Here is a 24,937-nt window from a genome sequence, read left to right on the forward strand (position 1 = left end):
GAGGTTTTTTTGTTCATCGCTTAAGCTATTCTGAACACACCTGCACAGCAGGTGGTTTTCATAAATGACAATAAAAAGGTCTTTAGATATTTTTCATACCTAAAGACCCTTGAAATTTCACTAATAGTTTGGTATATTTACTATATGATTATAGTAAATATCAATTAATGAAGTTCTCAGACGACTTTCTTGGTACTGCTAATACCTTGATTGTTTGGCTCTTAACTAAGTGCTGCTACACTTTTTAAGAGAGTTGAGGACTTTTTTATATTCAATTCGATTAATAATCTCAATTTACTTTCCAAATTTATCTTTATTCTATTACTTTTCTTTCTAAATAGCAATATTTTTTTGATTTGTCATAATTAAAAAATTTTAGTTAACAGCATAAGTTTCTTTACTATCAATTTACCTATATACTTTCTTCTGGCTACATTTATATTATAACAAATTACGATATGTCACTTTTCTTTCATCTTAAATCTTTGCTATCACTAAGTTTCGTACATGTTATATTAATATCTAACTACAATAAGATTTTTATATTAGGTATATATAATTTTCAAATATTTCAAAACTAATATTTATAGCTCTATTGAAACATTTTTATACATTTACTTAAAATAAATTATATTTGTACTTTAAATAAAAAAATCAAAAGCCACATTATGAATATATTTTCATATTGTGGCTCATTTTTACATGTATCTTGGCTGTACCCATAAATGGATCTCGATATTACTTACTACTCATTTGCAAGCATATTTAATTTTCCCCAAGTATATTGACCAACAATTCCATCTTGAGTTAACTCAGCACAATAATCTTCTCCACCGATAAAACTAAATGCTTGAAGAGCTTTTACATCACTTAAAGTATCACTTCCAAAATAACCATCCTCATCAATATGTTTTATAAGATAACTATCAGAAAATCCACTATCATGAATAATATTTAATTCATGTTGTAATTCTACAACATAAGAAGAGTATGTACCTTGATTATACCTTAAAGTTGGTTCTCCCTTATAAGACTCTAGGTATAAAGAAAGTCCTCCAAAATCATCTATTGTAATTGTACCAGCTGATTTATTAGTTGTACTTACACTTCTATTAATATTTTTTGCCATAGTATTAGTTCTGGCAAAAACCGGTGTTGATGATATTACTACAGTAGATAAAACACCTAAAGTTATTAATTTCAGTTTTAAATCCCCCCAAAGTTTTATTGATTAAATTATATACCACTTATTCATTTTTTTTCAATGTATCATGCTTATTTAATGTTTAAATTTTACATATAATATAGTATAATGTTAATAAAAAATATCTTGTATTTTAATTTATATAAGGAAATAAGATTGGAGTTTTAATATGGAAATAAATTATACAATTTCAAAAGAAGAATTAGTAAATTTTCATATAAAACATGTTACTGAAACTAAAAACTATAAGGATGCTACTATTGGTAATACGATTTTTATGATTTTACTTATATTTTTAGTTTTTATGCTATCTAAAAGCTCATTTTATACTATTTCTACCTCTATTATGTGCTTTGTCTTTTTACTATTTAGAAAAAAATATATGTTAATTCGTATAAGACAAAAACTTGATAAAATTTTTTCATTTGAAAAATATAATAATTATTTTGAACCCACTAAATTAATTATTGATGAATATGGTTTAAATTTAAGCACCAATTTATCACAAAAAACATATAAATGGAACTCTCTAAAAGATTTATATTTAATAGATAGTTATATTTTTATCAGAACTACTACACATGATGATATATTAATTCCTATTGAATCTTTTACCTTACCAGAAAACAAGGATTTCTTTATAAATAGTATTATTGATAATACTAATTTAAGGTTAAGAAATCAATATCCTATGGATTTTAAATATCAGTAAGATACTTAAAATCCACAGGATATTATTTTTAATTTTTTACTGTAATTCTATATTACTAAACTATATTTAAATACTTTATTAAACCCATTAATATACCTATTATATATATAATAAAATTAGCTATTCCAGCAAAAACCTCAGCTATAACAGCTGAAACTGATATTTCACCGCCAAAAGCGATTATTGCACCTACCACACATACTACTAATATTGGCCCAACATGTTCTTTTAATTCACCAATTATTAAATTCACTGCATTATCGGCAGCTTGTACTATTGAAGCACCAGTATCACTTATATCTAATGATAATTCAATATTTAAATCCTCTGTTATAGTTACAGTTTCTGCAATGTTTATTTCTTTCTTTTCTTCAGTTTCAATTGTTATTGTTATAGAATTACCTGTATAAGCAGCTTCAATTGATACTTCTATATCTTGGCTTATTTCACCTAATAGTACTTTTAATTTTGCAGCACGATCTGAACCTAATCCAGCTAATATTTTTTCAAATGCTGTTTGAACTTCAACACCCTCAAATTGACCATTTTTAAATTTTATTGAATTAGATCCACCACCTACAGATCCCCCAACTGAAAACTCTAATTCAGCTTTAACAGCAGGTGAATTTATTAATGTTATTGGATCACCAGCAGCATCAAATGAAACGCCTAATAATTCAGCTAACCCAGAACTATTTGCTGCCGCTACTAAATCACTCTGTATAGTAGTATTAACTCTACTAACACCTGTATCTTCTCCAGAATATGCATCCTTATCAATTTCTATTTGACCAGCTCCACTTCCAATAGTAACCGTAGCTATTTGATCAAATGCCCAATCAGAAGGAAGTTTATAACCTAAATTTCCACTGAATCCACTAGACATGTCACTTACAAAACTATGAACAGAAAGTCCAGCAGCAGCCACACGACTGCAAACATTTCTAGGTCCATAAATTCCTATGGAATAATTAATACCACTATTAGAAAATGCAGAACTAATACCCTCAAAATAAGGAATGATATTGCTTGTAACTTGTGAATCTAATGCATCATAATCAACAGCAAAATATATTGTTGTTCCAGGATAAAATCCAAGTCTCATAGCAGCATTACTAGCTAGGCTTGCATCTGCTGCTCCACCCATAAATGTAAAATGAAAAGGATCAACACTATATTCGAATATTGGAAACACATTTAATCCATTAGAAAATATAGTTTGTAACTCTGATGCTGTCATTGCATATCTACCAGTAAGGTATCTTCCTACTAATTGATATCCATTAGCTCTAAGAGTTGATGCCATCTCATTTGTTACAGTCGTAGAGCAGTCACATGCTGCACATGCTCTATTCGGATCTCCATAGCTTACTAAAAGTGATGCCCATGTTTGAGGTCCAGCAGAACCATCGGCTGAAAGACCTACAAATGACTGAAAATCTCTTATTGCACTTTGAAGTCCGCTACCAAATGCACCATCAAAGCCATTTGGATCATATCCATTGCAGTATAATGCGTACTGAAGTAATAATACAAAATTTCTTGTAGATCTACTTCCTGGAATTGTTGGACATGCATTTTTTGTATTAGGACCCCAAATACCATCCGGAGTATTACCTTCTTCATGCTGTAGTGCTTTTATTAAAGCTGTATTAGTTGACCTTGCATATACTCCATTAGTTGGTATAAGTCCAATTACACTATTGTAATCACGATTCAAATTTTGTTGAATAGTTCTCATTTTTGAATCCCCACCAGAAATTAAAACATATGCATCTGTATTTAATAACGCTTGAAGAATTATAGGTGATGCTAATCCATCTTGGGTTGTTAAACCAGCATCAGCTTGAAATTGTTCAATAGCATTTACAACACCATTCCCATATACACCATCAAAACCACTTGGATTATATCCCTTGCAATATAACGCTCCTTGCACAATATAAGCTTCATTTGTTGATGAATATGATGGAGATATTGTTGGACATATTTGCAATGTCTGTTTTCCAAAGACACCATCTGGTGAAGGAACTCCAATTTCAATTTGAAGAGCTTGTATCAAAGCTGATACTGTTGAATTACCTGTTATACCATCTTCTGTTACCTTTTTATAATTTGCATTTCCACCATAAGTAGCATTTAGCCATTGCTGAACTTTTAAAACCATTTGATCCATATTTATACCTCCTCTACATTTCTGTTTATATATAAAAAAGGATAAAATAGAAAAAATGTAAACCAACATACTAACTGGCAACTTAAAATGTTAAAATCAGCTAAATTGTGTTTTGGAACATATTGATTAGGTGAACATATATCAGTTGACAATGGACAATTTACAGAGGACAGTTAATGATGATTTTTCTCCGTTATCTCTTCAAAAATCTTAATCTTAATGCTTACGCATGGTGCAGGGTATAATGTTCAGCACAGCTGATAATAATAAGTTCTAAGATTTACCTGAGAAAAACGAAAGGTAAATCCAACTTCACTGTACTCTGTCAATTGTGCTCTGGCATAAGCCACAATTCAACAGTATAAATTGGGTATTATGAATTTAAATCTTCCATAAGGAAATGGTACTGCATCCCCGTAGGTTGTAGAATAAAATCGTAAATCTTACACAAAATAGCATTGGAGGTGTAATACTATGGATATAACATTATCACAAAAAGAAAGAATGCTATTAGAAGATGAAAAGAAACATGAACAAATTTGCATAGAAAAATACACCAATTATGCAAATCAAACAAACGACAACAACTTGAAACAAATATTCAACGCAAACGGACAGCAGGAAAAAACCCATCTTGACAGTATTAATCAATTGCTAAGTGGGAAAATTCCTCAAATGAATCAGCAACAACAAAATCAAAGTTCAAATCAAAATGCGGGTACCCAAAGCTCAAATATAAGCATGAACAATGCACAAAACCGCAATTCTAGCAAAGCTGATGCCGACATGTGTACAGATTTGCTAATGACAGAAAAATATGTTTCGAGCACCTATAATACCAGCATTTTTGAATTTAGAGATACTAACGCTCGTGATGTATTAAACCATATACAAAAAGAAGAGCAAAAACACGGAGAAGCCATATTTAAATATATGGAAAGCAATGGAATGTACAATATTCAATAGTGTATATTATTGAATAAGAAAATCACCACGTGCTAATTGATATGGTGATTTTCTTATTTAGCAACTATTTTTTCTATTTAAAATTAATAATTAGCTTGTCATTCTTATAGCTAGCACCTGCAATTTCTTTTGAATGAAGCTTTTGTGGCAGTACAAAGTTTCTCTTTTCATTTTTTATAGACACGCTAAGTTCATCACCGCGCTGGTACAAATCCATATCCTTTTTATCAATGAAAGGTATATTTATAGAAAAATCATAACTTCCATCAGTGCATTTTTCTATTTCAAATATTTTTCCTTCAAATAGTATATCGCAAGGATTCTCTTCATTATAAATCTTGTTTCCAAGATATAAAAGCTTTTCGTATTCCCTTACTTCATTGTCCATAAGTTCAACTTTAAAAACAGGAATTGGACTGAAGCTTTGGCATATTTCCTGTATGCTTTCATTTTGCATATCAAGCCACTTTTCAAAATATCCCTCAGCACCTTCCTTTGAAAATATTTTGTTTATTATTACAGCATCTACATTAAAATCAAACAAGTGAAGGTAAGAAAAGCTCTTTTTAGCTTCCTTTACAACTATCTTTTCCGGTGTTGTTACTATTCTTATGCTTACCTTAGTCTTATCCAAAAGAAGCTTGTGCAGTTCATCAATTTTTGAATATAAAAGTTCAATTTCATCAAAGGTTTTATCATCTGGAAGTGGAATTTTTACTGTATTCTCCACTACAGGTTTAGCAAACCTTGCTGCCTTTCTTTTCATTGGAAATATCTTTTCCATCCACCATTTAAAAAGCTCTGGGAATTTTAAAAGTGACATAGTCTCCCCTGTTGGAGCACAATCCACAATTAAAACCTCGTATTTTCCCTCATCGTTTATTTCCTTTATCTTAATTAGAGAAAGTAGTTCATCAAAGCCTGGAAAAACAAGAAGCTCCTCGTTTTCTATAGTGTTTCCACCTTTTGATAGAACTAGCTTCTGTACATATTCCTTTATACTTCCCCACATAGCTTCATTTTCTAAAACAGTATCTATTTCTACAGCATACAAATTTTCTTCTATTTCAAGCGGAGTATTTGAGAGCTTTTTACCAAAGGAATCCCCTAAGCTATGTGCTTGATCTGTACTCATTATAAGAACCTTTTTGCCTTCCTTTGCTATTTTTGAAGCTGTTGCAGCAGATATACTTGTCTTTCCAACTCCACCCTTGCCTGTATATAATATAATTCTCATTTTACTTCCCACCTTGCTAATTTATATTTACCTTCTTACATTCCTTAGGATTATCTTCTGATTTTTCTTCAAAAGCTTCAAATGCAACTTCTTTTAAAACACCAGAAGCTTCTTTTTCAAATTTATCTATTCTGTCTTTTATAGCTTCTGGCATTATCTCTTTGATTGCACTATACCTAAGCATTTCGGCTTTTAACATCTTTTTTACAAATTCCTTATTCATTTAAATCTCTCTCCTTATTTTCAAAGTATACAGATAAAATTCCAGCATCAAGCTTAGCTTTACTTACGGAATATTTTCTTAAAACATCTGGCATTGGTATGTTTCTTTTAAAGTTCCCTATCTTAATTATTAATTCATTTTCACCTTCGCTAAGATCTACTTCCTGTTTCTCTACAAATGGAAGTTTTATATCTAATTTATAGGAAGTACCCGTTTTCGTAAATACTTCACTATCGGAGATTTTTAGAACCTTAAATATCTTTTCGTCCCTTAATGCATCCTCTGCTATTCTAGAAAGTCCTTCCGTTCCATTTACATCAGTAGGGTACCATTTAATTTTATAAATAGGCATATTTGAAAAAGTATCCTGCAAAATCTCTACATATTTTTTCTGTATATCTTTCCACTTATCAAAAAAGTCGTTATCTATTTCATCTGGAAGTAATCTATTTATATAAAGTGCATCCACATTAAAATTGTAAAGATTTAAATACATATAATTCCTTTTTGTCTCATCCACAATCATTTTTTCTGGCACTGTTACAAGCCTAAGACTACATACTTCTCTGTTTTTTAAAAGTTCTTGAAGTTCTCCAAGCTTAACATATAATTTTTCTATATCATTTAGCGCAGCACTGCTTGGAAGTTCGAGCTTAAACACAGTCTTTGAAATAGGTCTCAAAACCTTCATGCAGACCTTGCCTATTGGAAACAGCTTTTCCATATACCACGATAATATTTCTGGAAGCTTTAAAAGTGAAAGAGTTTCTCCTGTTGGTGCACAATCTACAATTATAAGCTCGTAAATTCCTTCATCATAAAGCTTTTTGATCTTTAGTAGAGAAAACAATTCCTCCATGCCCGGAAATACAACTATGTCATCAAAGCTTTCTACGTCTTCACTGTTTTGAAAGGTTATCATCTTTTTAAATGCTTCTGAAATAGAACCATAATATAACTCCATTTCATAATTAGGATCAACCTCAAGTGCCCAAAGATTTTCCTCCACCTCTTTAGGTTCTTTTCCTAATTCCTTCATAAATATATCACTTAAATTGTGAGCCATATCTGTGCTAACTATTAAAGTTTTCACGCCTTCCTTTGCCGCCTTAACCGCATGCGCTGCTGCTGTACTTGTCTTACCAACTCCACCTTTGCCTGTAAAAATTATAATTCTAGACATGTTATTCCTCCATTTATTCTTTTTAAGAATTATTCTTTTGTCGAAGTATTTTTTCTAAAAACAACTCAGTTTCCTGAGCTATTAAAGATAAACCAATTTGATTTTGGTAATTGAACTGCTTTTCACAATATAGTTATCTTTTTAATCTTTTTTTCACTGCTTTTTACATCCTTAGAATGCATATCTTCCATCAAGACGCTTCTTACCTTACTAAAAATGCTTACTGCCGCTGATTTTTCATCCTCTGTAAGCTTTTCATAAATTTTTTTAGTAAATCCTAATATTATATCTTTTTCCTTATCTACGAACTTGTTACCTTTTGAGGTTAAAATTATTTCTACAATTCTTCTATCCTCTTTGCTTCTTATTCTTTCAATCATATTTTTCTTTTCTAATCTACTTACTACTCCAGTAGTTGTATTAAGTGGAGCATTTATGTACTTTGATATCTCCGTCATATTAGCTGTTTTACATCTATACAAAAATATGAGTACCATAATTTCATTTTTAGAATAATCCATAAAGGCACTATTCCATTTGTCAGGAAAAATTAAAAATTTAAACTCATCAATATATGAAAAAATTATTCCTTCTAAATCAATACCCTTATCAACCTTCATTACTTTGCCTCCATTTAGTTCTCTTCTCGAAGTATGTTTTTATTCTAGCACCGAAGTATTTTTGTGTCAACACAAAATACATGGATAAAGATAAAACATATTGAAACTTGAAATTTATGTTTACCAAAATGCCATTTTCTAAGCATTATGGTGCACATAAATTTCAATAGTTGAAGCGATTTATCTATAAATAACAATTATAAAATTTCGTTAAAAATATATTTTTTGTAGTAAGACAGATTACAGAACGTAAATAACATTTTGCTTTTGCATAATTTGAAAAATATAATTCATATTTTCATTGTTTTCATGCAGTTTTGCATGTTTTTATACAATTTAATAATATAACTTTGGCTTAATTTTACGAATGCCTTCATCAATGTTAAATATAGCCATGCAAAGAACTATTATAATTTATAGCCGCTTTATTTTTACTTTTATTAATTTCAGGTCTTTGAAAACGTTTATAATTATCATATTATTAAAAATATAACATTCTGTTTAAATTAATGAAACATTTGCCGTGGTAGTTTTTACACTTTATATATAAAACTATGGTTTTTATGTTAGTTTTGCATATTTTCATTTATTGATAGAAATATAGTGACTTTTTTCCTTCATTTATGTATAATAAAGATAAAGAAAAACAAATAAATTTTCATATAGATAGTTTTAAAATAAAAGGAGTTGGTTAGTATGTCATTATTTTTATTAATAGGTTTAGTATTATTATTCTCAGTTTTATTTTCTAATGACTCAGCTGTTTATGATATACCAGAAGAATTTCAAAATTGCCCAGAAGTAGCTAGAATGAAGGCTTTTTACAATGATAGATATGAATTATTATAAAGATCCCTTAAATATTCTTTTATTTAGGCATTAATATTTAGAAATCCAAACAAGTTTCTAAATATTAATGCCTTTTTTAATCTTCTAGTGAAGTAACGATGCTTCGTCGCATAAACATACGCGTGGTTTGGCTAATATATAGATGACTAATGCAAGTTAAAGAAGGATAATGGGATTGCATCCCAAACCCCGTATATGATCGTTATCCTTCTAGAACTATATAAAAGCATTTTGGTACAAATTAATTTAAATAGTTGAAACTGCCCTAGAAATATTTTCAAATGCCTTTATAACCATTTGAGCCATTTCATTAGAATTTCTTCTTTCTTTCTCATCTATCCATTTAGATACCACATTCCATAGTCCCCCCATAGTAAAAATACCTACATATTCTTCTTCTGCAGTGCTGCTGTAATGGTGCCATTCTACTTCTTTAAGGTTATTTATATCGGGTATAAGTGTAGTTGAATATTCCATAATAACATAAAACAAATGATTGCGTTTTAATAATTTTAGTTCTTCAATATGCATATTCCAAAATTCAAAATAAGTAATCAATATATAATAAATATTCACTTTGTCAAGTTTCTTTATGCAATCAGAATAATCTTCAAACAAATACATAACATACTGCGATAATAAATCCTCCTTAACATTAAAGTTGCGGTAAAAAGTTCTTCTAGACAACTGTGCCTTATCTGCAATTTCTTTAACAGAAATCATAGAGTACGGCTTTTCATTCATTAAATCAAATAATGCCTCCACTAACCACTTCTTCGATTGTTCGGCAATCCGGTTTGTTTTGTGTTTCAAAGTATAACCCTCCTATAATGTCACATATTTCATTATGTGTAGCACTTGTGCAAATAGTATTGATATTATTCTTAAATATATTATACTGTGTTTAAGGATATATGTCACATATGTGACTTTAATTCACACATGTGACAAAATTTATTTAAGGAGTTGATTTGCATGAAGCATATGACTGCTATAGCATAGTTACTTCCTATCATCTTTACGCCACATGACTTCGAAGAAATTATATTCAATAGTTATTACATTTGGTACGGATTTTTATTCACAGTAATAGCTCACTTTATTAAAGCTCATAAAAGAACTTTAACGACTTACTAATTAAATACTCAAATAAATTATAAATAAAAAAAGAAAGTGGTGAAATAAAATGTTTGAAACAATAGTTAATACTCTATATGGAGAGGTTAAGGGTGAAAGAATAGATGGTATTTCTATATGGAAGGGCATACCTTATGCAGCTCCTCCAGTAGGTTCACTAAGATTTTGTCCTCCAAATCCCCCAAGCTCTTGGGATGGAATCCGTGATGCCTCAAAATTTGGTAAAAGTGCAATGCAGCCTGAAAAAAGCACTTTAATTGGTGATAAAAGTGGCACTATAAGTGAAGATTGTCTATATTTAAATATATGGTCTCCCAATGCAGATGACAAACTGCGCCCTGTTATGGTTTGGATTCATGGTGGTGGATTTATAGCTGGTTCTGGTTATGACGGAATATACGATGGCACCTCCTTTGCTAAAGAAGGGAATGTGGTAATAGTAACTTTAAACTATCGTTTAGGCGCATTTGGATTTTTGTATTTAAAAGAAATTGCAGGTGAAAAATATTCCACCTCCGGAAACTGCGGTCTACTTGACCAAATAGCCGCTTTAAAGTGGGTAAAAGAAAATATCAAAGCTTTTGGTGGAGATCCAAATAAAATTACAATTTTCGGAGAATCAGCAGGAGCAGCAAGTATAGGAAATCTCCTTGCTATGCCAGCTGCAAAGGGACTATTTAATCAAGCCATTATAGAGAGCACAACAAAGCTAGCAATAAATTCAGCTACAGCAAGTAAAGCAACTAACAAGCTTATAAACTTACTTGGTATAGAAAAAAATGAATTTGAAAAGTTAATAGCACTCCCAGCAGATAAACTTGTAAAGGCATCACTTACTTTTCCAATGGCAACCTTTCGTCCTGTAATCGATAATGTTAGTATACCTGAAGACCCTGAGGATTTATTACGTAAGGGTGCTGCAAAGAATATACCTATTATATGTGGTTCAAACAAAGATGAATTTGCACTTTTTTCAGCTGCAAATCCTTCATTTGATCAGTGGGATGAAAAAGAAATTTTAACCTCCTTAGAAAAGCAATTTGGAACTGCTTGGCCAGAACTTTATAAATATTTTTCAAAGGAAAAGATAGATAAAAAAACATATAATAGAATAATGTCTTACTATTCATTTATTTATCCAACATTAAAATACAGCGAAATACTATCCACTATGTCACCTGTATGGGTATATAAATTTAGCTTTGAACATCCTGTCCTTGGAGCATTTCATTCCTCAGAATTACAATATGTGTGGAACAAAAATGAAGTTAAAAACATAAATTTATTTAAGATACCACCTCAAGGTAGAAAATTAGCCAAGCAAATGCATCATGCCTGGATAGCTTTTGCTCATAATGGTAATCCAAATGCAAATGAGATACCATATTGGCCTGGCTTTGAAGTAAAGGATAGAGCAGTTATGGTTTTTAATGATGAAAGCAGAGTGGAGTACGACCCTTATGAAGACAGAAAAATATGGGAGAAGATATCAGAAAGAAATACCTTCGATGCTAAAAAAGAAAATAGAGATGTTCCCTTTTTTAATAACTGATTTTATGTGATATAGGTTTAAGTTAGTTTAGCTATGAATTAAAGAAACAGTTGAAAGGGGGAACGATTCAACTGTTTTTTATTTTGTAAAACTGCTAAAAATTAATTTATTTATACAATAAATTAGTTTTTAGTCAAATACGTTTTACCATATATTAAATTTTTAAAGAAGTTTTTATTTACTTCGCGATGTATAATCCCAAGAAAAGTTTCCACCTTTATTTCCAGTAGCTATATTTCCTGACTGAATAGGAGTAACTTTATTGTGATTCCTGAGAAATCCTACACCCTTGTTGTTAATAGCTCTACAATCTTTTACTGTGACCAAACCACCATCTTGCCCCTTATACAAACATGGTCCTAATTTAAATCCATTTCCATCCCCGAACAATTTTGTACGCTTATTCCCTGTCTTTGCGGATTATTTATAGTTATACCACTTATACTCGCACTTGCTTTGATAGCAATCGTATTCGATGGACATCCCGAAGCATCAATTATAACTCCATATGCACTTACAGGTTTTGTTACTTTTACACCCCTATTAAGCTTGTATCTTCCTGCTGGAATAGCTCCTCCGGCTTCCAATTTAGCGGCTATGTCATTACCGGACTTAATCATTTTCGCCTTTACTATACCATACTTCCCCATATTTCCCACATTTGTCACTACAGCTGTTGACATCATAATAGTCATAATTGCAGTAAACATTTTACTTTTAGACACTATAATTCCCCCTTTTCAAGTTTATTACTACAACATTTTCCATTATAGCCCTTTTTAAAAATTATGTAAATACTTTTTTTTACTTAGTATGATCTTTTTAACTAGATTACCTAAATTAATATTATAGTTTAAGATAATATTTAACGAACTTATGTAATTAAAGATAAACCACCTTAAAAGTGATTTATCTTTAAAGATAAAAAGGCTGAAAGCTGAAAATAAATTGACGTCCGCATTAAATTAAAACTTCTATAGTGAAACTCAAACCTTCTTATTTTCTTCTATAAACACCAAAGTGAAACAATATAGCAACAAGCTGAAATACAATACCAACCACGCAAACACCTGTCCATCCACTATACTGAAAGCTTATAGATGCTAAATAGGAGCCAGATGCCCCTCCTAAAAAATACGAGACCATAAAAACAGTATTTATTCTACTTCTTGCCTCATCACCTAGTGCCTGTATTCTTGCCTGATTAGAGACTTGTCCAGTTTGATTTCCAAGATCAAGAAGAATAACTCCAACTATTAGCCCAAGCAATTTATATCCGAGAAAAAAGAAAATTATATATGCCACTGTTGACAGCAAAACTCCAATTCCAACAACGAATTCGGGAGACTTCTTGTCTGCTAATCTTCCTATTACTGGTGCTGCGGATGCTCCTACCACTCCTATGAGTCCAAAAAGACCAGCTTCTCTTGTACCCATTTTATATATACTTGACTGAAGTAAAAAAATAAGTGATGTCCAAAATATACTGAAGGATCCAAACATAAGAGCTCCATTTACGGCAGCTTCTCTAAGTACACGTTCTCTTTTAACAATTCCACCTATGGAAAATATAAGTTCTTTATATGAGAGCTTAGAGGTCGGAATACTTAACGGCATGAGATACTTTATAAATATAACAAATAAAAGCATCAAAATCCCAGCAATAATATATACCGTTCTCCATCCAAAAGCCTGCCCTACTATTCCGCTAAAGGTTCTTGAAAGCAATATTCCTATAAGAAGTCCGCTCATAACCGTTCCTATTATTTTCCCTCTTTCGGAAGGTCTAGCAAGTTGGGCCGCAAAAGGAACTATTAGCTGTGGAATAATTGTAGTAAAACCAACAAAAAAGGATGCAATAAGAAGTACATAATAATTTGGTGAAAATGCTACTGTTAAAAGAGCTGCAGCTACAAATAAAAGCATCTTTATAATTAAAGAACGTCTTTCCTTCATATCACCAAGAGGAACAAAGAAAAATAGTCCAAGAGCATACCCGATTTGAGTTAAGGTTACAACAAAGCCTGCACCCGACTCAGATACATTAAAAGCTTTTGTTACTTGAGATAAAAGAGGCTGTATGAAATATAAGTTTGCAACAGTTGCTCCACAGGTTACTGCCATAAGTATTACTACAAATCTACTCAAATTAAATTCTTTTTTATTATTTATATTTTTTTGATTAATCATTAAAACAATCTCCTCCTTCTAGAATCAAATCAATTTATTTTACTTCTTGTATAGATGCTATACATATCATTAAAAATATAAAATACCAGCGTAGGTATTTTATATTTTACCTTTAAATTTTTTAAGAAATTGATACAAAAAATTTTTTTCTTCCGCAGTAGAATTCTTTAATATTTCTGCTATCTTAATATTGTATTGTTCATGATACTTCTTATGATTAGAATAAGCAATTTCACCCTTTTCAGTCAGCTTAATAGAAAATCTGCAGCTAGTATCCCTATACGGTTCCTTACATATAAAGCCTTTATCTTCAAGTCTTTTAATTGTTTGAGACACTGCCCCTCTTGTTATATCCAATTTTCGTGCTATACCAGAAATATTAAGGCCTCTATTTTCTTTTATAAACTCAAGCATATGAATTTCAGAGTGATATAAATCCGTATCTGTACCAAACTTTTTAGCTTTCATATCATTTTCATAGAAGTTGCATACTACCTCTAAAAATAAACAACTTATTTTATTTTCATTAATCATACTATCCATATACATAATGTATAGCTAATATACAATTTTGTCAAATTCAAATTACTCTATAGATACTTTTCCTCAAGTTCCTCTAAAAGCTTCATGTATTTTTCCTGTATATTGTTTTTGGATGACTCGCTTTCAAATTCTTCACATTCCCGATTAATTTTAGTTAAAGTTTCCTTACTTAACTTACGATTTGCAAAGGTATATACTGTATTATCTTCTTTTTCTATGTGTCTATATAATAGGTGAGTGTAGGAAACTGCATTTGCTATAATATCAACCTTGCTCTCATCATCTCCATTTTTAACTCTTAAAAGTGCCCCTTCCAATTCTGACATATACAGTCTTCCAAAATCATGTTCTACAAGCATTCCAAATTTAATTAAGGTCTCTGCAACTCCTCCTATTTCATCTGCCATGCGATTAAATAAAAACTTTTCTTCCTTTCCATGGTGCTGCTTATCTGCATAATTTCTAACAAAATCTATCATTTTATGAAAATCATCATAATCGATTTTATCTTCCTTTAAAACTTTATAACTTGCTTTTCTTAAAACCACCAACATTCTTTTTATATTTTTATGCTCATCTACCATAAGCTGAATACCATCCATAGTTACCATCTTCCTTCTCTAAAAGATTTTTCATTATATATTATCTATATTATTTAGCAAATTATAAGCAAGATATAGTATTAATGTTTTTTAATTTCACGAAATCGTAATATATAGATTAATTTGTCATTATTTTGCCATATTTTTTTACACTTTTTTATAACTATACGTATATATTAATTGAAATTTTTTACAAAATGTCGTATAATGTATTTATAGGCCTATATTTTACAAAAATAATATATTAGAGTAAAACAGGGGGTATATGTATGGAAGTAAACGTTAGGTACTCAAAACAAAAGGATTTTAATGACATCTTTTATTTACTAAGTCAGGTCTTGCCTAATAAAGAATTGGATTTATATTATTTAAAGGAAGCATTTGAACGTGATATTGAATCAAATTCCTATGAATACATTTGTGCTGAAGCTAATGGTAAAGTGGTTGGATTTTGTGCACTTTCAATTGTAAATAACTTCTGGCATGAAGGTCTAGTTTCGAACATATACGCATTAATTGTGGACTCATCACTTAGAGGGCAAAAAATCGGTACAACACTCCTCAAAAAGGCATTTGATATTTCAAAATTAAGCGGATGTAAAAAAGTCGAACTGGATTATGGTTTTTCTAAAGAAAAAGACGTTGATTTCTATAAAAAGTTAGGATTTCAAGAAGAACCATATTTCTTTTCAAAATCACTACAAGAGCAATTATAAATAATTTATAATATGACATTTAAAACTTAGAGGGATTTTTGTAATATTGGGCCTTAAAACATATAAAAAAAATCATTTTATAAAAAAGTACAAGGTACTATGCATAGTGTTTGTGATCCTTTTATACTTCATTGTACTTTGTACTTTAACCCTGTTAAATATATCCTCTTATAATTTAAGTGGAAGTCAGTAAACTCCACCAGCTTTCATTTATAATATCCAAGCTGATGTATTTAATTTAGTTCAACGGGATTTACTAATTGAAAATATTACGATTTGCGGTAAAACTTATATGTACTACTTTCTTCATCAATTATCTCTTAAATAAGTCTTCTATATTCCTTAAAGTAATTAGCTATTGTCACAATATTCACCTCTCTAAATTTATTTTATCACTTCACAATAAAACTTAGCAATATTTAAAAATCTCCTGTCTTTCAACAGAAATACAACTAGAGTTTTAATAAAACAAGTGATGTATTATACCCTAGTTTTTATTAAAGTCGTAATTTACCATTTATAATTTTTTTTGCAATTATACTTTTTTAACAAACCAATGTCTTATCTTAATTAATTGTAAGCCTTGTGTGAGATTTTTAACAAATTATGCTATAAAATATATTTTGCTTGTTAAACTTGCATTTTTAAATCCATTTTCAAAAAACTAATGACTTTTTTCTTGCATTTGTATATAATAATTATTGAAGGGAGTTGGTTAATATGTCTATATTATTATTAATAGGTTCAATGTTGTTATTATCGGTTTTATTTCCAGAAAACATAGATGTTTATAAAATTCCTAAGGAATTTCAAGATTGCCCTGAAGTACAACAAATGAAATCTTATTACGATGATAGATATGAATATATATTTTAGATAGAGGCGCATACATACGCCTTTCTTTTTTATTGGTATTTTAATGAATCCTTTTTTATTTTAGTGTAAAAATGCTTCTCAATTAACTCTTTTTCAATAGCAAATACTAATACTTAAACTATCCTTAGTTTCACCATTTTACTTTTACTACTTTTTATATGATTCAATAAAACAATTGGCATTATTGCATTTTTTTATTTATTTTTTAAAATTAATGACTTTCTTCCTTCATTTGTGTATAATATAAATGTACCAATTAATTATGAAAGCTAAGCTAATTATAAATTTTACTTATAAAAGATATTTTTAATAAGTGAAAGGGGCTGATTCAATATGTCTATGTTATTATTAATAGGTTTAATATTATTATTATCAATTTTATTCCCTGAAAACGTAGATATTTATGAGATTCCTAAAGAATTTCAAAACTGTCCTGAAGTAGAGCAAATGAAAATTTTTTATGAAGATAGATATTTATTTCCATATTAAAAGGCGCCGTTTAGACGCCCTTTTTTATACTCTGCTTTAAATACAAAAACCAACACCTATATAAGGTGCAACCTAAAAAGATATTTTTTAAAGTGTAGCTAAGCTTAAAAGTTTAGCCTTAGTATAGTTATATTTTTCTCTTGAAAAGTCAAATATCATTCCATTGCTTAAAAATACAGTGTTTTCTATAATAAGTGAAGGATCTCCTTCATTTAAATTTAAAAGCAAGGCTTCAGCTTTATTTAATTTCTCACAACTTATTACTTTATCGGCAAACTTAATTTTTAGCTTAAGGTCATTTACTATATATTCGTATATTGAATTTTTACATATATCTTCATTCAAATATAAAATTATATCTTTATTAAAAAACGATTCTTCTATAGTAAATGGTTCCTCGTTCATATATCTTACACGTCTAACATGATATAATTTTGTATGGGTTTTACATTTCATTTTTTCAGCTAATTCTTCGTCTGCCTCAATCAAACTAAATTCCAAAAGCTTGCTTGTTAACTTATCTTTAGAAAACGTCTTTGTTAGCCCGCTCATATCCCACATTGGAATGCATCCGGCTTTAGAAAATTCCCTTAAAAATATTCCACTTCCATGAACTTGATATATATATCCTTTGCTAACCAAAATCTCTACAGCTTTTCTTATAGTATTTCTGCTAACATCGAACCTTTCCATAAGTTCTTCTTCTGTTGGAAGCTTTTTATTAGAATCAAACTTTCCATTTAATATTTCTCTTTCAAGTTCCTCAATTACCGCACTATACTTTTTTATAATTCTTCTCCCCTTGTTTCAATTATATTTTTATACCAATAGAAAGATAACTTTTTCTTTCTCTCTAGGTTATTTTTATGGTCAACATATATAAAACCATATTGTTTTTTGTATCCATTTAACCAGCTTAATAAATCAATAACAGACCAAGCATAATATCCTTTGAGATTTATTCCTTCTTGTATAGCCTTTTTTATAACCTTTAAATGTTCCTTTATAAAGTTAATTCTTGGTACATCTGCTATAACATCTTCTATTATTGGGTCTTCATCACCCAAGCCATTTTCAGTGATATATAATTTAACATCACCATATCTTTCCTTAAGCATTCTAAGTCCATCTAGGAAACCCTCAGGAGAAATTTCCCATCCCCACTTTGTGTACACTTTATCCTTCATCATCACTGTTTTATAAACTCCATCAAACGAAGGATTTCCTGGCGCACCAGTAGAATTTTCTCTATTGGCTTCAAAACCTTCTGTAGACTCAACTTTCATAACTCTTTTAGGTTGATAATAATTAAGTCCAATAAAATCATTTTTATCAGCTGAAGCTTTAAGTAAATCCAACTCTTCATTGGTCCAATCTGGAGTCCATCCGTGTTCCTTCAACTGATCAAGTACATATTCAGGATACTCACCCTTTAATATTGGATCATAAAACCAAAAAGTATCGTAATAATTTGCATGTTTTGCTGCAAAAATATTTTCTTCCTTATCATCAACACTAAAAGCAGGATTAAATACATGAGTTATTCCGATTTCACCATACTGCTTTAAACTCTTATATTTGCTTACAGCCTTAGCATGTGCTACAAAAACATTGTGTGTAGCTTGAAAATACTTTTTAGCATCATTAACAATGCCAGGTGGATGTGCCCCTGCTAAATAGCCATGACCACAAAAAACTATAGTTTCATTAAAGGTTATCCAATGCTTAACTCTATCTCCAAATGCCCTAAAACATACCTCAGCATATTTAGCAAAAGCATCTATAGTTTTTTTATTAGTCCAGCCTCCAGCTTCTTCTAAAGTCTGCGGCAAATCCCAATGATATAGTGTAACAAAAGGCACTATTCCATACTTTAAGCATTCATTAATTAAATTATTATAAAATTCAATTCCTTTTTCATTAACCTTGCCATCACCATCTGGTATTATTCTTGGCCAAGAAATAGAAAACCTATAAGATTCTAATCCCATTTCTGCCATTAATTTAACATCTTCTTTATACCTGTGATAATGATCTACAGCAACATCTCCATTTGTCCCTTCAAAAGTCTTTCCTGGTATCTTCGAGAATATATCCCAGTTACTAATGCCTTTCCCATCTTCATTCCAGGCACCTTCTACTTGATAGGATGCAGAGGCAGCTCCAAATAAGAAATCCTTTGGAAATTTCATCTTCTTTCCTCCTTTAATCAAATCAAAAATTCATTGGTATGAATTTATTATATACCTACCATTTTCTTGTGTAAAGTTTTTTAAGCACAAAAAAAATAGTTGAACAGGGGGACTATTCAACTATGTTAATCTTATTTTTATTTAATTATTTGTTTTACTATATTTATATATTATCAGATTATTGTTACAATTCTATGAAGATAATAAATACAATTTATTAAAAATAAAACGGAGTAACAATGCTTTATTACATAAAAAAAAATTCTATAAATCTACAGCATTGTTACTCCGTTTTCACAGTAATTTAATAAAATTTTTCCTTACATTTTTGCAGCTATGCAGTGTGATTTTTTACGGCTATAGAATACAATTGTTTTACTGGAAGCACTGCCATAATTACAACGCATATTGCACCTTCAACTGCTAAAAATACGCCATTTGATATAAGTGAATATAGAGCTGGCGATTGTCCTTTAGGCGCATAGCTTCCAAAGAATATAACTCCGGAAATAAAGTGAAATACAAAACGTCCGAAAACAGCAATTACAGTTGCAACAATTTTTTTATCTCTAAAGTATCCTGCAAGTCCAAGTGCCATAAATGGAAGTGGATAGTCAAACAATACTTGTACAGGTTGAAGGATATAAGGGTCCATTATAAGAGTAATAATTCCATATAAAAAACCTGTTAAAAAACCAACTTCTGGTCCATAGAAGATTGCCATTAAAAGAATTGGTATCATACTTCCTATAGTTACGCTTCCCCCCTGTGGAAGATGATATATTTTGAATATTTTAAGTACAGTTGCAAGAGCTAAAGCTATACCTATTTGGGCTATCATGTGAGTATTAAGCTTTACCTTTTTAACCTTTATAGCCACTACAACGAGTATAATTAAAGCAAGAAGAGCTGCAAGTGATGTTGGGTGTTTTAATATTTCTCCAATATTTTTTGAAAAAGACATAAAAAAAACCTCCTAAAATTCGTGCTTAGGAAGACCTTCTGAAAACAATTGTTATATAAACAAAATAATTGCTTCCCTACGCTGGTATTATCCAGATCAGGTATAAGGGTTTAAAGCACAGCTTTACATCTCAGCCCAAAGGCACCCCTAGCACTTTATTAATTCATGACTATTATACTCCATTTTATTTCCATTTTAAAGTAAAATCATTAATTATTATTATAGCTTAGCTCCATTAGACTCTATAACCCTCTTATACCAATAAAATGAGTCCTTAGGCATTCTCGATAAATCTCCGCTGCCATCATCATGCTTATTAACATATATAAGGCCATACCTCTTCTTAACTTCACCTGTAGAAGCACTTACAATATCTGTACATCCCCAGCAGGTATAACCAATAAGCTTAACACCATCAGAAATAGCTTCCTTCATTTGTTCAATATGCTTTCTCATATAATCAATTCTATAAGCATCATGAACTGCACCATCTTCTGATAATACATCTACAGCGCCTAGCCCGTTTTCCACAATCATTATCGGGAGTTCATATCGATCATAAATTTGATTTAATACATATCTTAAGCCAACAGCATCTATCTGCCAGCCCCAGTCCGAAGCTTCTAAATTTGGATTTTTAATATTTGCTGTGCCATTTCCGTCAGTTTTTTCTCCTGCTTTGACAATACTAACGCAAGCACTTGAATAATAGCTTATGCTTATAAAATCCACTGTACCCTGCTGCAAAATTTCATAATCTTCTCTGCCGACTGCTAATTTAATGTTGTTTTCCTCATAATATCTTTTTGCAAAGCCCGGATATTTTCCTCTAACATGCACATCTCCTGCTATGAAGTTGTGGAGCTGAGCATACTTCTGTGCAAATAAAATATCCTCTGGGTGACAGGTATATGGATACATATTATGATACGCCAGCATGCACCCCACCTTATTATTTGCATCAATTTCATGAGCCATTTTTACGGCAAGTGCACTGGCAACTAGCTGATGATGCATTGCCTGATATCTATTTAATTCAGTATTATCCTTTTCCTCCAGCATACCAGCACAAAAAACCGCACCAAATGGCTCTGTTAGCATATTAATTTCATTAAAAGTAAGCCAGTATTTTACTTTCCCTTTATATCTTTTAAAAAGAACCTCTGCAAACCTCAAGTAAAAATCTATAAGTTTTCTATTTTTCCAGCCACCATATTCAAGAGAAAGGTGCAGTGGATTTTCGTAATGAGAAATAGTTATTAATGGTTCAATACCTTTATCCAGTAACTCATCAATTACATTATCATAGAACTTTAAGCCTTCTTCATTGGGCACAAGTTCATCACCCTTTGGAAAAATTCTTGACCAAGAAATGGACATTCTATATACTTTAAACCCCATCTCTGAAAACATAGCAATATCTTCCTTCCAATGGTGATAAAAATCCGTTGCCTCGTGATTAGGGTAAAATTCATCCTCTAAAGGTTTAGGCGGTGTTAGCCGCCTTTTTTTATTTAAACTGCCGCCAGTTAGAATATCTGCAATGGATAAACCTCTTCCACCCTCATTATATCCGCCTTCGTATTGATTTGCAGCAGTTGCTCCTCCCCATAAAAAACCTTTGGGCATTGTATTTTCTTTCAAATTAACCCCTCCTAAACTATAGTTAAAAGCTTGTCGTTTACCTGCACCTTTTCTCTTTCCTTAACCATTGGAACTGATTTTATATAATCATTAGCATTAACTACTAAAATTGGTGTAATCAAGTTATAGCCTTCAGCCTCTATTTTTTCTTTATCAAACTCTATGAGCAAATCACCTTTTTTAACTAAGTCTCCATTTTGAACATGTGCTTTAAAATACTTGCCGTTCAATTTTACAGTTTCCAAGCCAATATGAATTAAAAGCTGCAAGCCTTCCTCAGCTTCAATTGCAATGCCATGTTTTGAATCCATTATCATAGTTACTTTTCCATCTACAGGCGAATAAACCTTTCCTTCATCTGGAATAACAGCTATACCTGCTCCCAATGATTTATCTGCAAAAACCTTGTCTGGAACATTTTCTAATGCAACAACCTCACCTTTTATTGGCGCAAAAACTTCAATTTTCTCAACTAAAGGCTTTACTTCCTTTTGAGCTTCAAGCTTTGATTCTTCTAACTCTTCAGCTTCCTGTTCTTTTATATCTTCAAAACCTATTACGTAAGTTATTATAAATGAAGAAACAAAAGTAACTGCTATCATAATAATTCCATATACAAGATTGCCCATACCCTTTTTACCAATAAAACATGGAATAGACATAATACTATTCTGTGGTATGTAAAGTGATACCTGCAAAATACCTCCAACAACTCCTCCAATTCCTGCGGCTATAGCGGCTGCAAAAATTGGACGTTTTAACTTCATAGTGACACCATAAAGAGCAGGTTCTGTTATACCCATAAGGGCAGAAATACCAGAAGCAGCGGATAACTGTTTCATGTTCTTATTTTTTGTTTTAACAGCTACCGCAAAAGTAGCTCCTGACTGTGCAATATTAGCACAAATCTGTGAAACAAATATTAGTGTATCTGAGCCTCCTGTTGCAATAGCAGACAAGCCAATAGGAGTTAAAGCATGATGCATACCTGTCATAACTATAAACGGGAAGGCAGCTGCAAGTAAAGCTAAAACTACAAATCCAAGCTTTTGAGACAGAAAATTAATGGCTACTGCTAATCCATTTCCAGCTATATCTCCTGCAGGTCCAACTAAAATCAATGCTAAAGGTGCACAAATTAAAATAACTAACGTTGGATTTAAAATAATCTTTGTCATTTTAGGAGTAATTCTATCTACTAGCTTTTCAATATATGACATAATCCAAACCATCAAAATAATTGGAATAACAGAATAAGAATAACTTACCTTTGATACTGGGAGTCCAATAAATGTAATTAGCCCTTTACCTTCAACTAGCTTTACAAAATTAGGGTGTAATAATACTCCAGCAATAATCAAAGAAAGTGCCTGATTTACTTTAAATACCTTTGCTGCATTTGCTGCAATTAGAAACGGCATAAAATAAAACGCAACATCACCAATGAAATTTAAAACTTGATAAGTACTGCTCTTATCCGTCAGTATGTGAAAATAGTTAGTTAATGTCAAAATAACTTTAATCATACCTGCTGCAGTTAATGCAGGGATCATAGGTGTCATACAGCCTGTAATGGTATCAACAATTTTAGAAAAAACTCCATTTGAGCTTTTGCTATTTTCTTTTTCCTCTCCTGTCTTAATTCCTTTACTCTCCAATGCCTTAAAAATAGCATCCACCTCGTTGCCCACAATTACTTGAAATTGATTTTCATACCAATTAACTCCTGGAACCTCTGGAATTTTTTCAATTTCTTTCTCATTTACAAGAGACTTGTTTTTTACATAAAACCTAAGTCTTGTCATGCAGTGGAACACACTTTTAATGTTGTCCTTTCCTCCTAGCAGTTCAATTAATCTCTCTGCTATTTTTCCATAATCTTTTTTCATAGCATTTCCTCCTCGTATAATAAATGATTATATAAAGGTCTTGCCTGAATGATACCGCTTACACTGCCAGCATTTCAGTAACAATCCAATGCTTACTTGTTTTCTGTTATTTTCTGAATATGAATAATTAGATAGAGCATTTCCTCAACAGTCAATTCATATTGATATTTTTCCTGCATCATTAAGTAAATTAACTTTACGCAGCCATATGCATTAGCATACTGTTCTTTTACAATATTAAACAGCTCCATATTTTGATCATAGTTTTGTTCCTTATTCAAAAAACGTTTTGCAAAGTATTTAAGATGAGTTAAAAAGCGTTGATAATAAATATTATCCTCCTCAAACTTTATATCACCATAATATTGCTTTATTATATTTATAATTTCATTAATCAACACTGTCATTTGATAACTATCTGCGGACACATTTTGATCTTGAGCATTAACAAAGTGTAAGGCAATAAAACCTGCTTCATCTGTAAGAAGCTTTGTATCAAATTTTTTATTTAACTCCTCTACCATGTTTAGCCCAATATCATACTCTGTTTTATAAAGCTGCTTTATATCCAGTAAAAGAAAATTGTGCAGCACTATTCCCTTTTTAAAACGCTCAATCGCACCGGATAAATGGTCACTCAAAGATAAATAAATACTATCACTAAGCTTTATATTTATTTCCTTCTTAACCTTGTCTACATATTTTTGTACAAAGTCAAAATACTCTTCTGAAATTGATGCTAAAAATTTCTGCATTTGTTCACTGTTTTGTTTATTCTCCGGGACGAATACCTTTTCAATTATAGATTCATCAATGCTTTCTCCTCGCTTTTTTTGAAATGCAATTCCACAACCCTTCACGATAATTTCTCTTCCGTCTTTATCTTTTGACAAAACCAAATTATTGTTTAAAATCTTTAGTATAATCATAGCACCACTCCATTTTTTGCAATAAAAAAAGACCTAATAGAATT

25 protein-coding genes and 1 riboswitch are annotated in these 24,937 nt (G+C 30.9%); of the genes, 7 read left to right on the forward strand and 18 right to left on the reverse strand.

Annotation, left to right across the window (positions count from 1 at the left end):
- Positions 1-745: 745 nt before the first annotated feature.
- On the reverse strand, positions 746-1,129 hold the full coding sequence (locus ACJDT4_RS18910) for a peptidoglycan-binding domain-containing protein (protein ID WP_406789154.1): 384 nt from the start codon (positions 1,127-1,129) through the stop codon (positions 746-748).
- A 244-nt stretch (positions 1,130-1,373) separates the two neighbouring features.
- Between ACJDT4_RS18910 and ACJDT4_RS18915 the strand changes: the two genes are divergently transcribed.
- Entirely contained in the window at positions 1,374-1,916 is a 543-nt protein-coding gene (locus tag ACJDT4_RS18915) for a hypothetical protein (RefSeq protein ID WP_406789155.1), read from the forward strand.
- Positions 1,917-1,971: 55 nt separating this feature from the next.
- On the opposite strand, the gene ACJDT4_RS18920 is transcribed toward ACJDT4_RS18915, so the two are convergent.
- Positions 1,972-4,092 (reverse strand): glycoside hydrolase domain-containing protein, encoded by a 2,121-nt coding sequence (locus ACJDT4_RS18920; RefSeq protein ID WP_406789156.1) that lies wholly within the window; start codon positions 4,090-4,092, stop codon positions 1,972-1,974.
- Positions 4,093-4,566: 474 nt separating this feature from the next.
- On the opposite strand from ACJDT4_RS18920, the gene ACJDT4_RS18925 reads away from it, so the two are divergent.
- Complete coding sequence (locus ACJDT4_RS18925) at positions 4,567-5,058, forward strand: spore coat protein (protein WP_406789157.1); 492 nt, start codon at positions 4,567-4,569, stop codon at positions 5,056-5,058.
- A 73-nt stretch (positions 5,059-5,131) separates the two neighbouring features.
- Here ACJDT4_RS18925 and ACJDT4_RS18930 read toward each other — a convergent pair whose 3' ends face one another.
- The 4 genes from ACJDT4_RS18930 to ACJDT4_RS18945 form a co-directional block, all read right to left on the reverse strand.
- The gene (locus ACJDT4_RS18930; RefSeq protein WP_406789158.1) at positions 5,132-6,295 is read right to left on the reverse strand and encodes an ArsA family ATPase; all 1,164 of its coding nucleotides are present in this window, start codon (positions 6,293-6,295) and stop codon (positions 5,132-5,134) included.
- Positions 6,296-6,311: 16 nt separating this feature from the next.
- Entirely contained in the window at positions 6,312-6,518 is a 207-nt protein-coding gene (locus ACJDT4_RS18935) for a hypothetical protein (protein WP_406789159.1), read from the reverse strand.
- Entirely contained in the window at positions 6,511-7,701 is a 1,191-nt protein-coding gene (locus ACJDT4_RS18940) for an ArsA family ATPase (RefSeq protein WP_406789160.1), read from the reverse strand. The genes ACJDT4_RS18935 and ACJDT4_RS18940 overlap by 8 nt, the downstream gene beginning before the upstream one ends.
- Before the next feature lie 122 nt (positions 7,702-7,823).
- Positions 7,824-8,321 carry a MarR family winged helix-turn-helix transcriptional regulator gene (locus ACJDT4_RS18945; RefSeq protein WP_406789161.1) on the reverse strand — a complete coding sequence of 166 codons (498 nt, stop codon included), beginning with the start codon at positions 8,319-8,321 and terminating at the stop codon, positions 7,824-7,826.
- A 696-nt stretch (positions 8,322-9,017) separates the two neighbouring features.
- Here ACJDT4_RS18945 and ACJDT4_RS18950 point away from each other — a divergent pair.
- Complete coding sequence (locus tag ACJDT4_RS18950) at positions 9,018-9,170, forward strand: endoglucanase (RefSeq protein WP_406789162.1); 153 nt, start codon at positions 9,018-9,020, stop codon at positions 9,168-9,170.
- Between the two features lie 246 nt (positions 9,171-9,416).
- On the opposite strand, the gene ACJDT4_RS18955 is transcribed toward ACJDT4_RS18950, so the two are convergent.
- Complete coding sequence (locus ACJDT4_RS18955; protein ID WP_406789163.1) at positions 9,417-9,983, reverse strand: TetR/AcrR family transcriptional regulator; 567 nt, start codon at positions 9,981-9,983, stop codon at positions 9,417-9,419.
- 373 nt (positions 9,984-10,356) lie between these two features.
- On the opposite strand from ACJDT4_RS18955, the gene ACJDT4_RS18960 reads away from it, so the two are divergent.
- Positions 10,357-11,859 carry a carboxylesterase/lipase family protein gene (locus tag ACJDT4_RS18960; protein WP_406789164.1) on the forward strand — a complete coding sequence of 501 codons (1,503 nt, stop codon included), beginning with the start codon at positions 10,357-10,359 and terminating at the stop codon, positions 11,857-11,859.
- Between the two features lie 174 nt (positions 11,860-12,033).
- Here the strand turns inward: ACJDT4_RS18960 and ACJDT4_RS18965 are convergent, their stop codons facing one another.
- From ACJDT4_RS18965 to ACJDT4_RS18985, 5 genes are all read right to left on the reverse strand, one after another.
- On the reverse strand, positions 12,034-12,210 hold the full coding sequence (locus ACJDT4_RS18965; RefSeq protein WP_406789165.1) for a hypothetical protein: 177 nt from the start codon (positions 12,208-12,210) through the stop codon (positions 12,034-12,036).
- A gap of 8 nt (positions 12,211-12,218) precedes the next feature.
- Entirely contained in the window at positions 12,219-12,584 is a 366-nt protein-coding gene (locus ACJDT4_RS18970; RefSeq protein ID WP_406789166.1) for a hypothetical protein, read from the reverse strand.
- A 271-nt stretch (positions 12,585-12,855) separates the two neighbouring features.
- Positions 12,856-14,049 (reverse strand): MFS transporter, encoded by a 1,194-nt coding sequence (locus ACJDT4_RS18975; protein ID WP_406789167.1) that lies wholly within the window; start codon positions 14,047-14,049, stop codon positions 12,856-12,858.
- Between the two features lie 99 nt (positions 14,050-14,148).
- A complete protein-coding gene (locus tag ACJDT4_RS18980; RefSeq protein ID WP_406789168.1) occupies positions 14,149-14,583 on the reverse strand; it encodes a MarR family transcriptional regulator in 435 nt (144 codons plus the stop codon).
- 56 nt (positions 14,584-14,639) lie between these two features.
- A complete protein-coding gene (locus ACJDT4_RS18985) occupies positions 14,640-15,194 on the reverse strand; it encodes a hemerythrin domain-containing protein (RefSeq protein WP_406789169.1) in 555 nt (184 codons plus the stop codon).
- A gap of 269 nt (positions 15,195-15,463) precedes the next feature.
- On the opposite strand from ACJDT4_RS18985, the gene ACJDT4_RS18990 reads away from it, so the two are divergent.
- The 3 genes from ACJDT4_RS18990 (at position 15,464) to ACJDT4_RS19000 (ending at position 17,275) form a co-directional block, all read left to right on the forward strand.
- Entirely contained in the window at positions 15,464-15,910 is a 447-nt protein-coding gene (locus tag ACJDT4_RS18990; protein ID WP_406789170.1) for a GNAT family N-acetyltransferase, read from the forward strand.
- 720 nt (positions 15,911-16,630) lie between these two features.
- Positions 16,631-16,786, forward strand: a complete 156-nt coding sequence (locus ACJDT4_RS18995) for an endoglucanase (protein ID WP_406789171.1) — start codon at positions 16,631-16,633, stop codon at positions 16,784-16,786.
- A 333-nt stretch (positions 16,787-17,119) separates the two neighbouring features.
- Positions 17,120-17,275 carry an endoglucanase gene (locus tag ACJDT4_RS19000; RefSeq protein ID WP_406789172.1) on the forward strand — a complete coding sequence of 52 codons (156 nt, stop codon included), beginning with the start codon at positions 17,120-17,122 and terminating at the stop codon, positions 17,273-17,275.
- 87 nt (positions 17,276-17,362) lie between these two features.
- Here the strand turns inward: ACJDT4_RS19000 and ACJDT4_RS19005 are convergent, their stop codons facing one another.
- From ACJDT4_RS19005 to licT, 6 genes are all read right to left on the reverse strand, one after another.
- Positions 17,363-18,067, reverse strand: coding sequence for a GntR family transcriptional regulator (locus ACJDT4_RS19005; protein ID WP_406789257.1), 705 nt, complete (start codon positions 18,065-18,067; stop codon positions 17,363-17,365).
- Complete coding sequence (locus ACJDT4_RS19010) at positions 18,061-19,467, reverse strand: GH1 family beta-glucosidase (RefSeq protein WP_406789173.1); 1,407 nt, start codon at positions 19,465-19,467, stop codon at positions 18,061-18,063. Before ACJDT4_RS19010 ends, ACJDT4_RS19005 begins: the two co-directional genes overlap by 7 nt.
- A 334-nt stretch (positions 19,468-19,801) precedes the next feature.
- On the reverse strand, positions 19,802-20,431 hold the full coding sequence (gene thiT, locus ACJDT4_RS19015) for an energy-coupled thiamine transporter ThiT (RefSeq protein WP_406789174.1): 630 nt from the start codon (positions 20,429-20,431) through the stop codon (positions 19,802-19,804).
- A 56-nt stretch (positions 20,432-20,487) separates the two neighbouring features.
- Positions 20,488-20,590: riboswitch (TPP riboswitch) on the reverse strand.
- Between the two features lie 60 nt (positions 20,591-20,650).
- Positions 20,651-22,060 carry a glycoside hydrolase family 1 protein gene (locus ACJDT4_RS19020; RefSeq protein WP_406789258.1) on the reverse strand — a complete coding sequence of 470 codons (1,410 nt, stop codon included), beginning with the start codon at positions 22,058-22,060 and terminating at the stop codon, positions 20,651-20,653.
- Between the two features lie 26 nt (positions 22,061-22,086).
- Complete coding sequence (locus ACJDT4_RS19025; protein WP_406789175.1) at positions 22,087-23,964, reverse strand: beta-glucoside-specific PTS transporter subunit IIABC; 1,878 nt, start codon at positions 23,962-23,964, stop codon at positions 22,087-22,089.
- A 92-nt stretch (positions 23,965-24,056) separates the two neighbouring features.
- Positions 24,057-24,893 (reverse strand): BglG family transcription antiterminator LicT, encoded by an 837-nt coding sequence (gene licT / locus ACJDT4_RS19030; protein WP_406789176.1) that lies wholly within the window; start codon positions 24,891-24,893, stop codon positions 24,057-24,059.
- Between the last annotated feature and the right edge of the window lie 44 nt (positions 24,894-24,937).

The sequence above is a fragment of the Clostridium neuense genome (assembly GCF_045310695.1).
GTDB lineage: Bacteria > Bacillota > Clostridia > Clostridiales > Clostridiaceae > Clostridium_S > Clostridium_S neuense.

Excerpts from the sequence above, each read along its gene's own strand:
- ACJDT4_RS18910 (WP_406789154.1), bottom strand. The coding sequence starts at position 1,129 with ATGGCAAAAAATATTAATAGAAGTGTAAGTACAACTAATAAATCAGCT.
- ACJDT4_RS18915 (WP_406789155.1), top strand. The coding sequence starts at position 1,374 with ATGGAAATAAATTATACAATTTCAAAAGAAGAATTAGTAAATTTTCAT.
- ACJDT4_RS18920 (WP_406789156.1), bottom strand. The coding sequence starts at position 4,092 with ATGGATCAAATGGTTTTAAAAGTTCAGCAATGGCTAAATGCTACTTAT.
- ACJDT4_RS18925 (WP_406789157.1), top strand. The coding sequence starts at position 4,567 with ATGGATATAACATTATCACAAAAAGAAAGAATGCTATTAGAAGATGAA.
- ACJDT4_RS18930 (WP_406789158.1), bottom strand. The coding sequence starts at position 6,295 with ATGAGAATTATATTATATACAGGCAAGGGTGGAGTTGGAAAGACAAGT.
- ACJDT4_RS18935 (WP_406789159.1), bottom strand. The coding sequence starts at position 6,518 with ATGAATAAGGAATTTGTAAAAAAGATGTTAAAAGCCGAAATGCTTAGG.
- ACJDT4_RS18940 (WP_406789160.1), bottom strand. The coding sequence starts at position 7,701 with ATGTCTAGAATTATAATTTTTACAGGCAAAGGTGGAGTTGGTAAGACA.
- ACJDT4_RS18945 (WP_406789161.1), bottom strand. The coding sequence starts at position 8,321 with ATGAAGGTTGATAAGGGTATTGATTTAGAAGGAATAATTTTTTCATAT.
- ACJDT4_RS18950 (WP_406789162.1), top strand. The coding sequence starts at position 9,018 with ATGTCATTATTTTTATTAATAGGTTTAGTATTATTATTCTCAGTTTTA.
- ACJDT4_RS18960 (WP_406789164.1), top strand. The coding sequence starts at position 10,357 with ATGTTTGAAACAATAGTTAATACTCTATATGGAGAGGTTAAGGGTGAA.
- ACJDT4_RS18975 (WP_406789167.1), bottom strand. The coding sequence starts at position 14,049 with ATGATTAATCAAAAAAATATAAATAATAAAAAAGAATTTAATTTGAGT.
- ACJDT4_RS18980 (WP_406789168.1), bottom strand. The coding sequence starts at position 14,583 with ATGATTAATGAAAATAAAATAAGTTGTTTATTTTTAGAGGTAGTATGC.
- ACJDT4_RS18985 (WP_406789169.1), bottom strand. The coding sequence starts at position 15,194 with ATGGATGGTATTCAGCTTATGGTAGATGAGCATAAAAATATAAAAAGA.
- ACJDT4_RS18990 (WP_406789170.1), top strand. The coding sequence starts at position 15,464 with ATGGAAGTAAACGTTAGGTACTCAAAACAAAAGGATTTTAATGACATC.
- ACJDT4_RS18995 (WP_406789171.1), top strand. The coding sequence starts at position 16,631 with ATGTCTATATTATTATTAATAGGTTCAATGTTGTTATTATCGGTTTTA.
- ACJDT4_RS19000 (WP_406789172.1), top strand. The coding sequence starts at position 17,120 with ATGTCTATGTTATTATTAATAGGTTTAATATTATTATTATCAATTTTA.
- ACJDT4_RS19010 (WP_406789173.1), bottom strand. The coding sequence starts at position 19,467 with ATGAAATTTCCAAAGGATTTCTTATTTGGAGCTGCCTCTGCATCCTAT.
- thiT (WP_406789174.1), bottom strand. The coding sequence starts at position 20,431 with ATGTCTTTTTCAAAAAATATTGGAGAAATATTAAAACACCCAACATCA.
- ACJDT4_RS19020 (WP_406789258.1), bottom strand. The coding sequence starts at position 22,060 with ATGCCCAAAGGTTTTTTATGGGGAGGAGCAACTGCTGCAAATCAATAC.
- ACJDT4_RS19025 (WP_406789175.1), bottom strand. The coding sequence starts at position 23,964 with ATGAAAAAAGATTATGGAAAAATAGCAGAGAGATTAATTGAACTGCTA.
- licT (WP_406789176.1), bottom strand. The coding sequence starts at position 24,893 with ATGATTATACTAAAGATTTTAAACAATAATTTGGTTTTGTCAAAAGAT.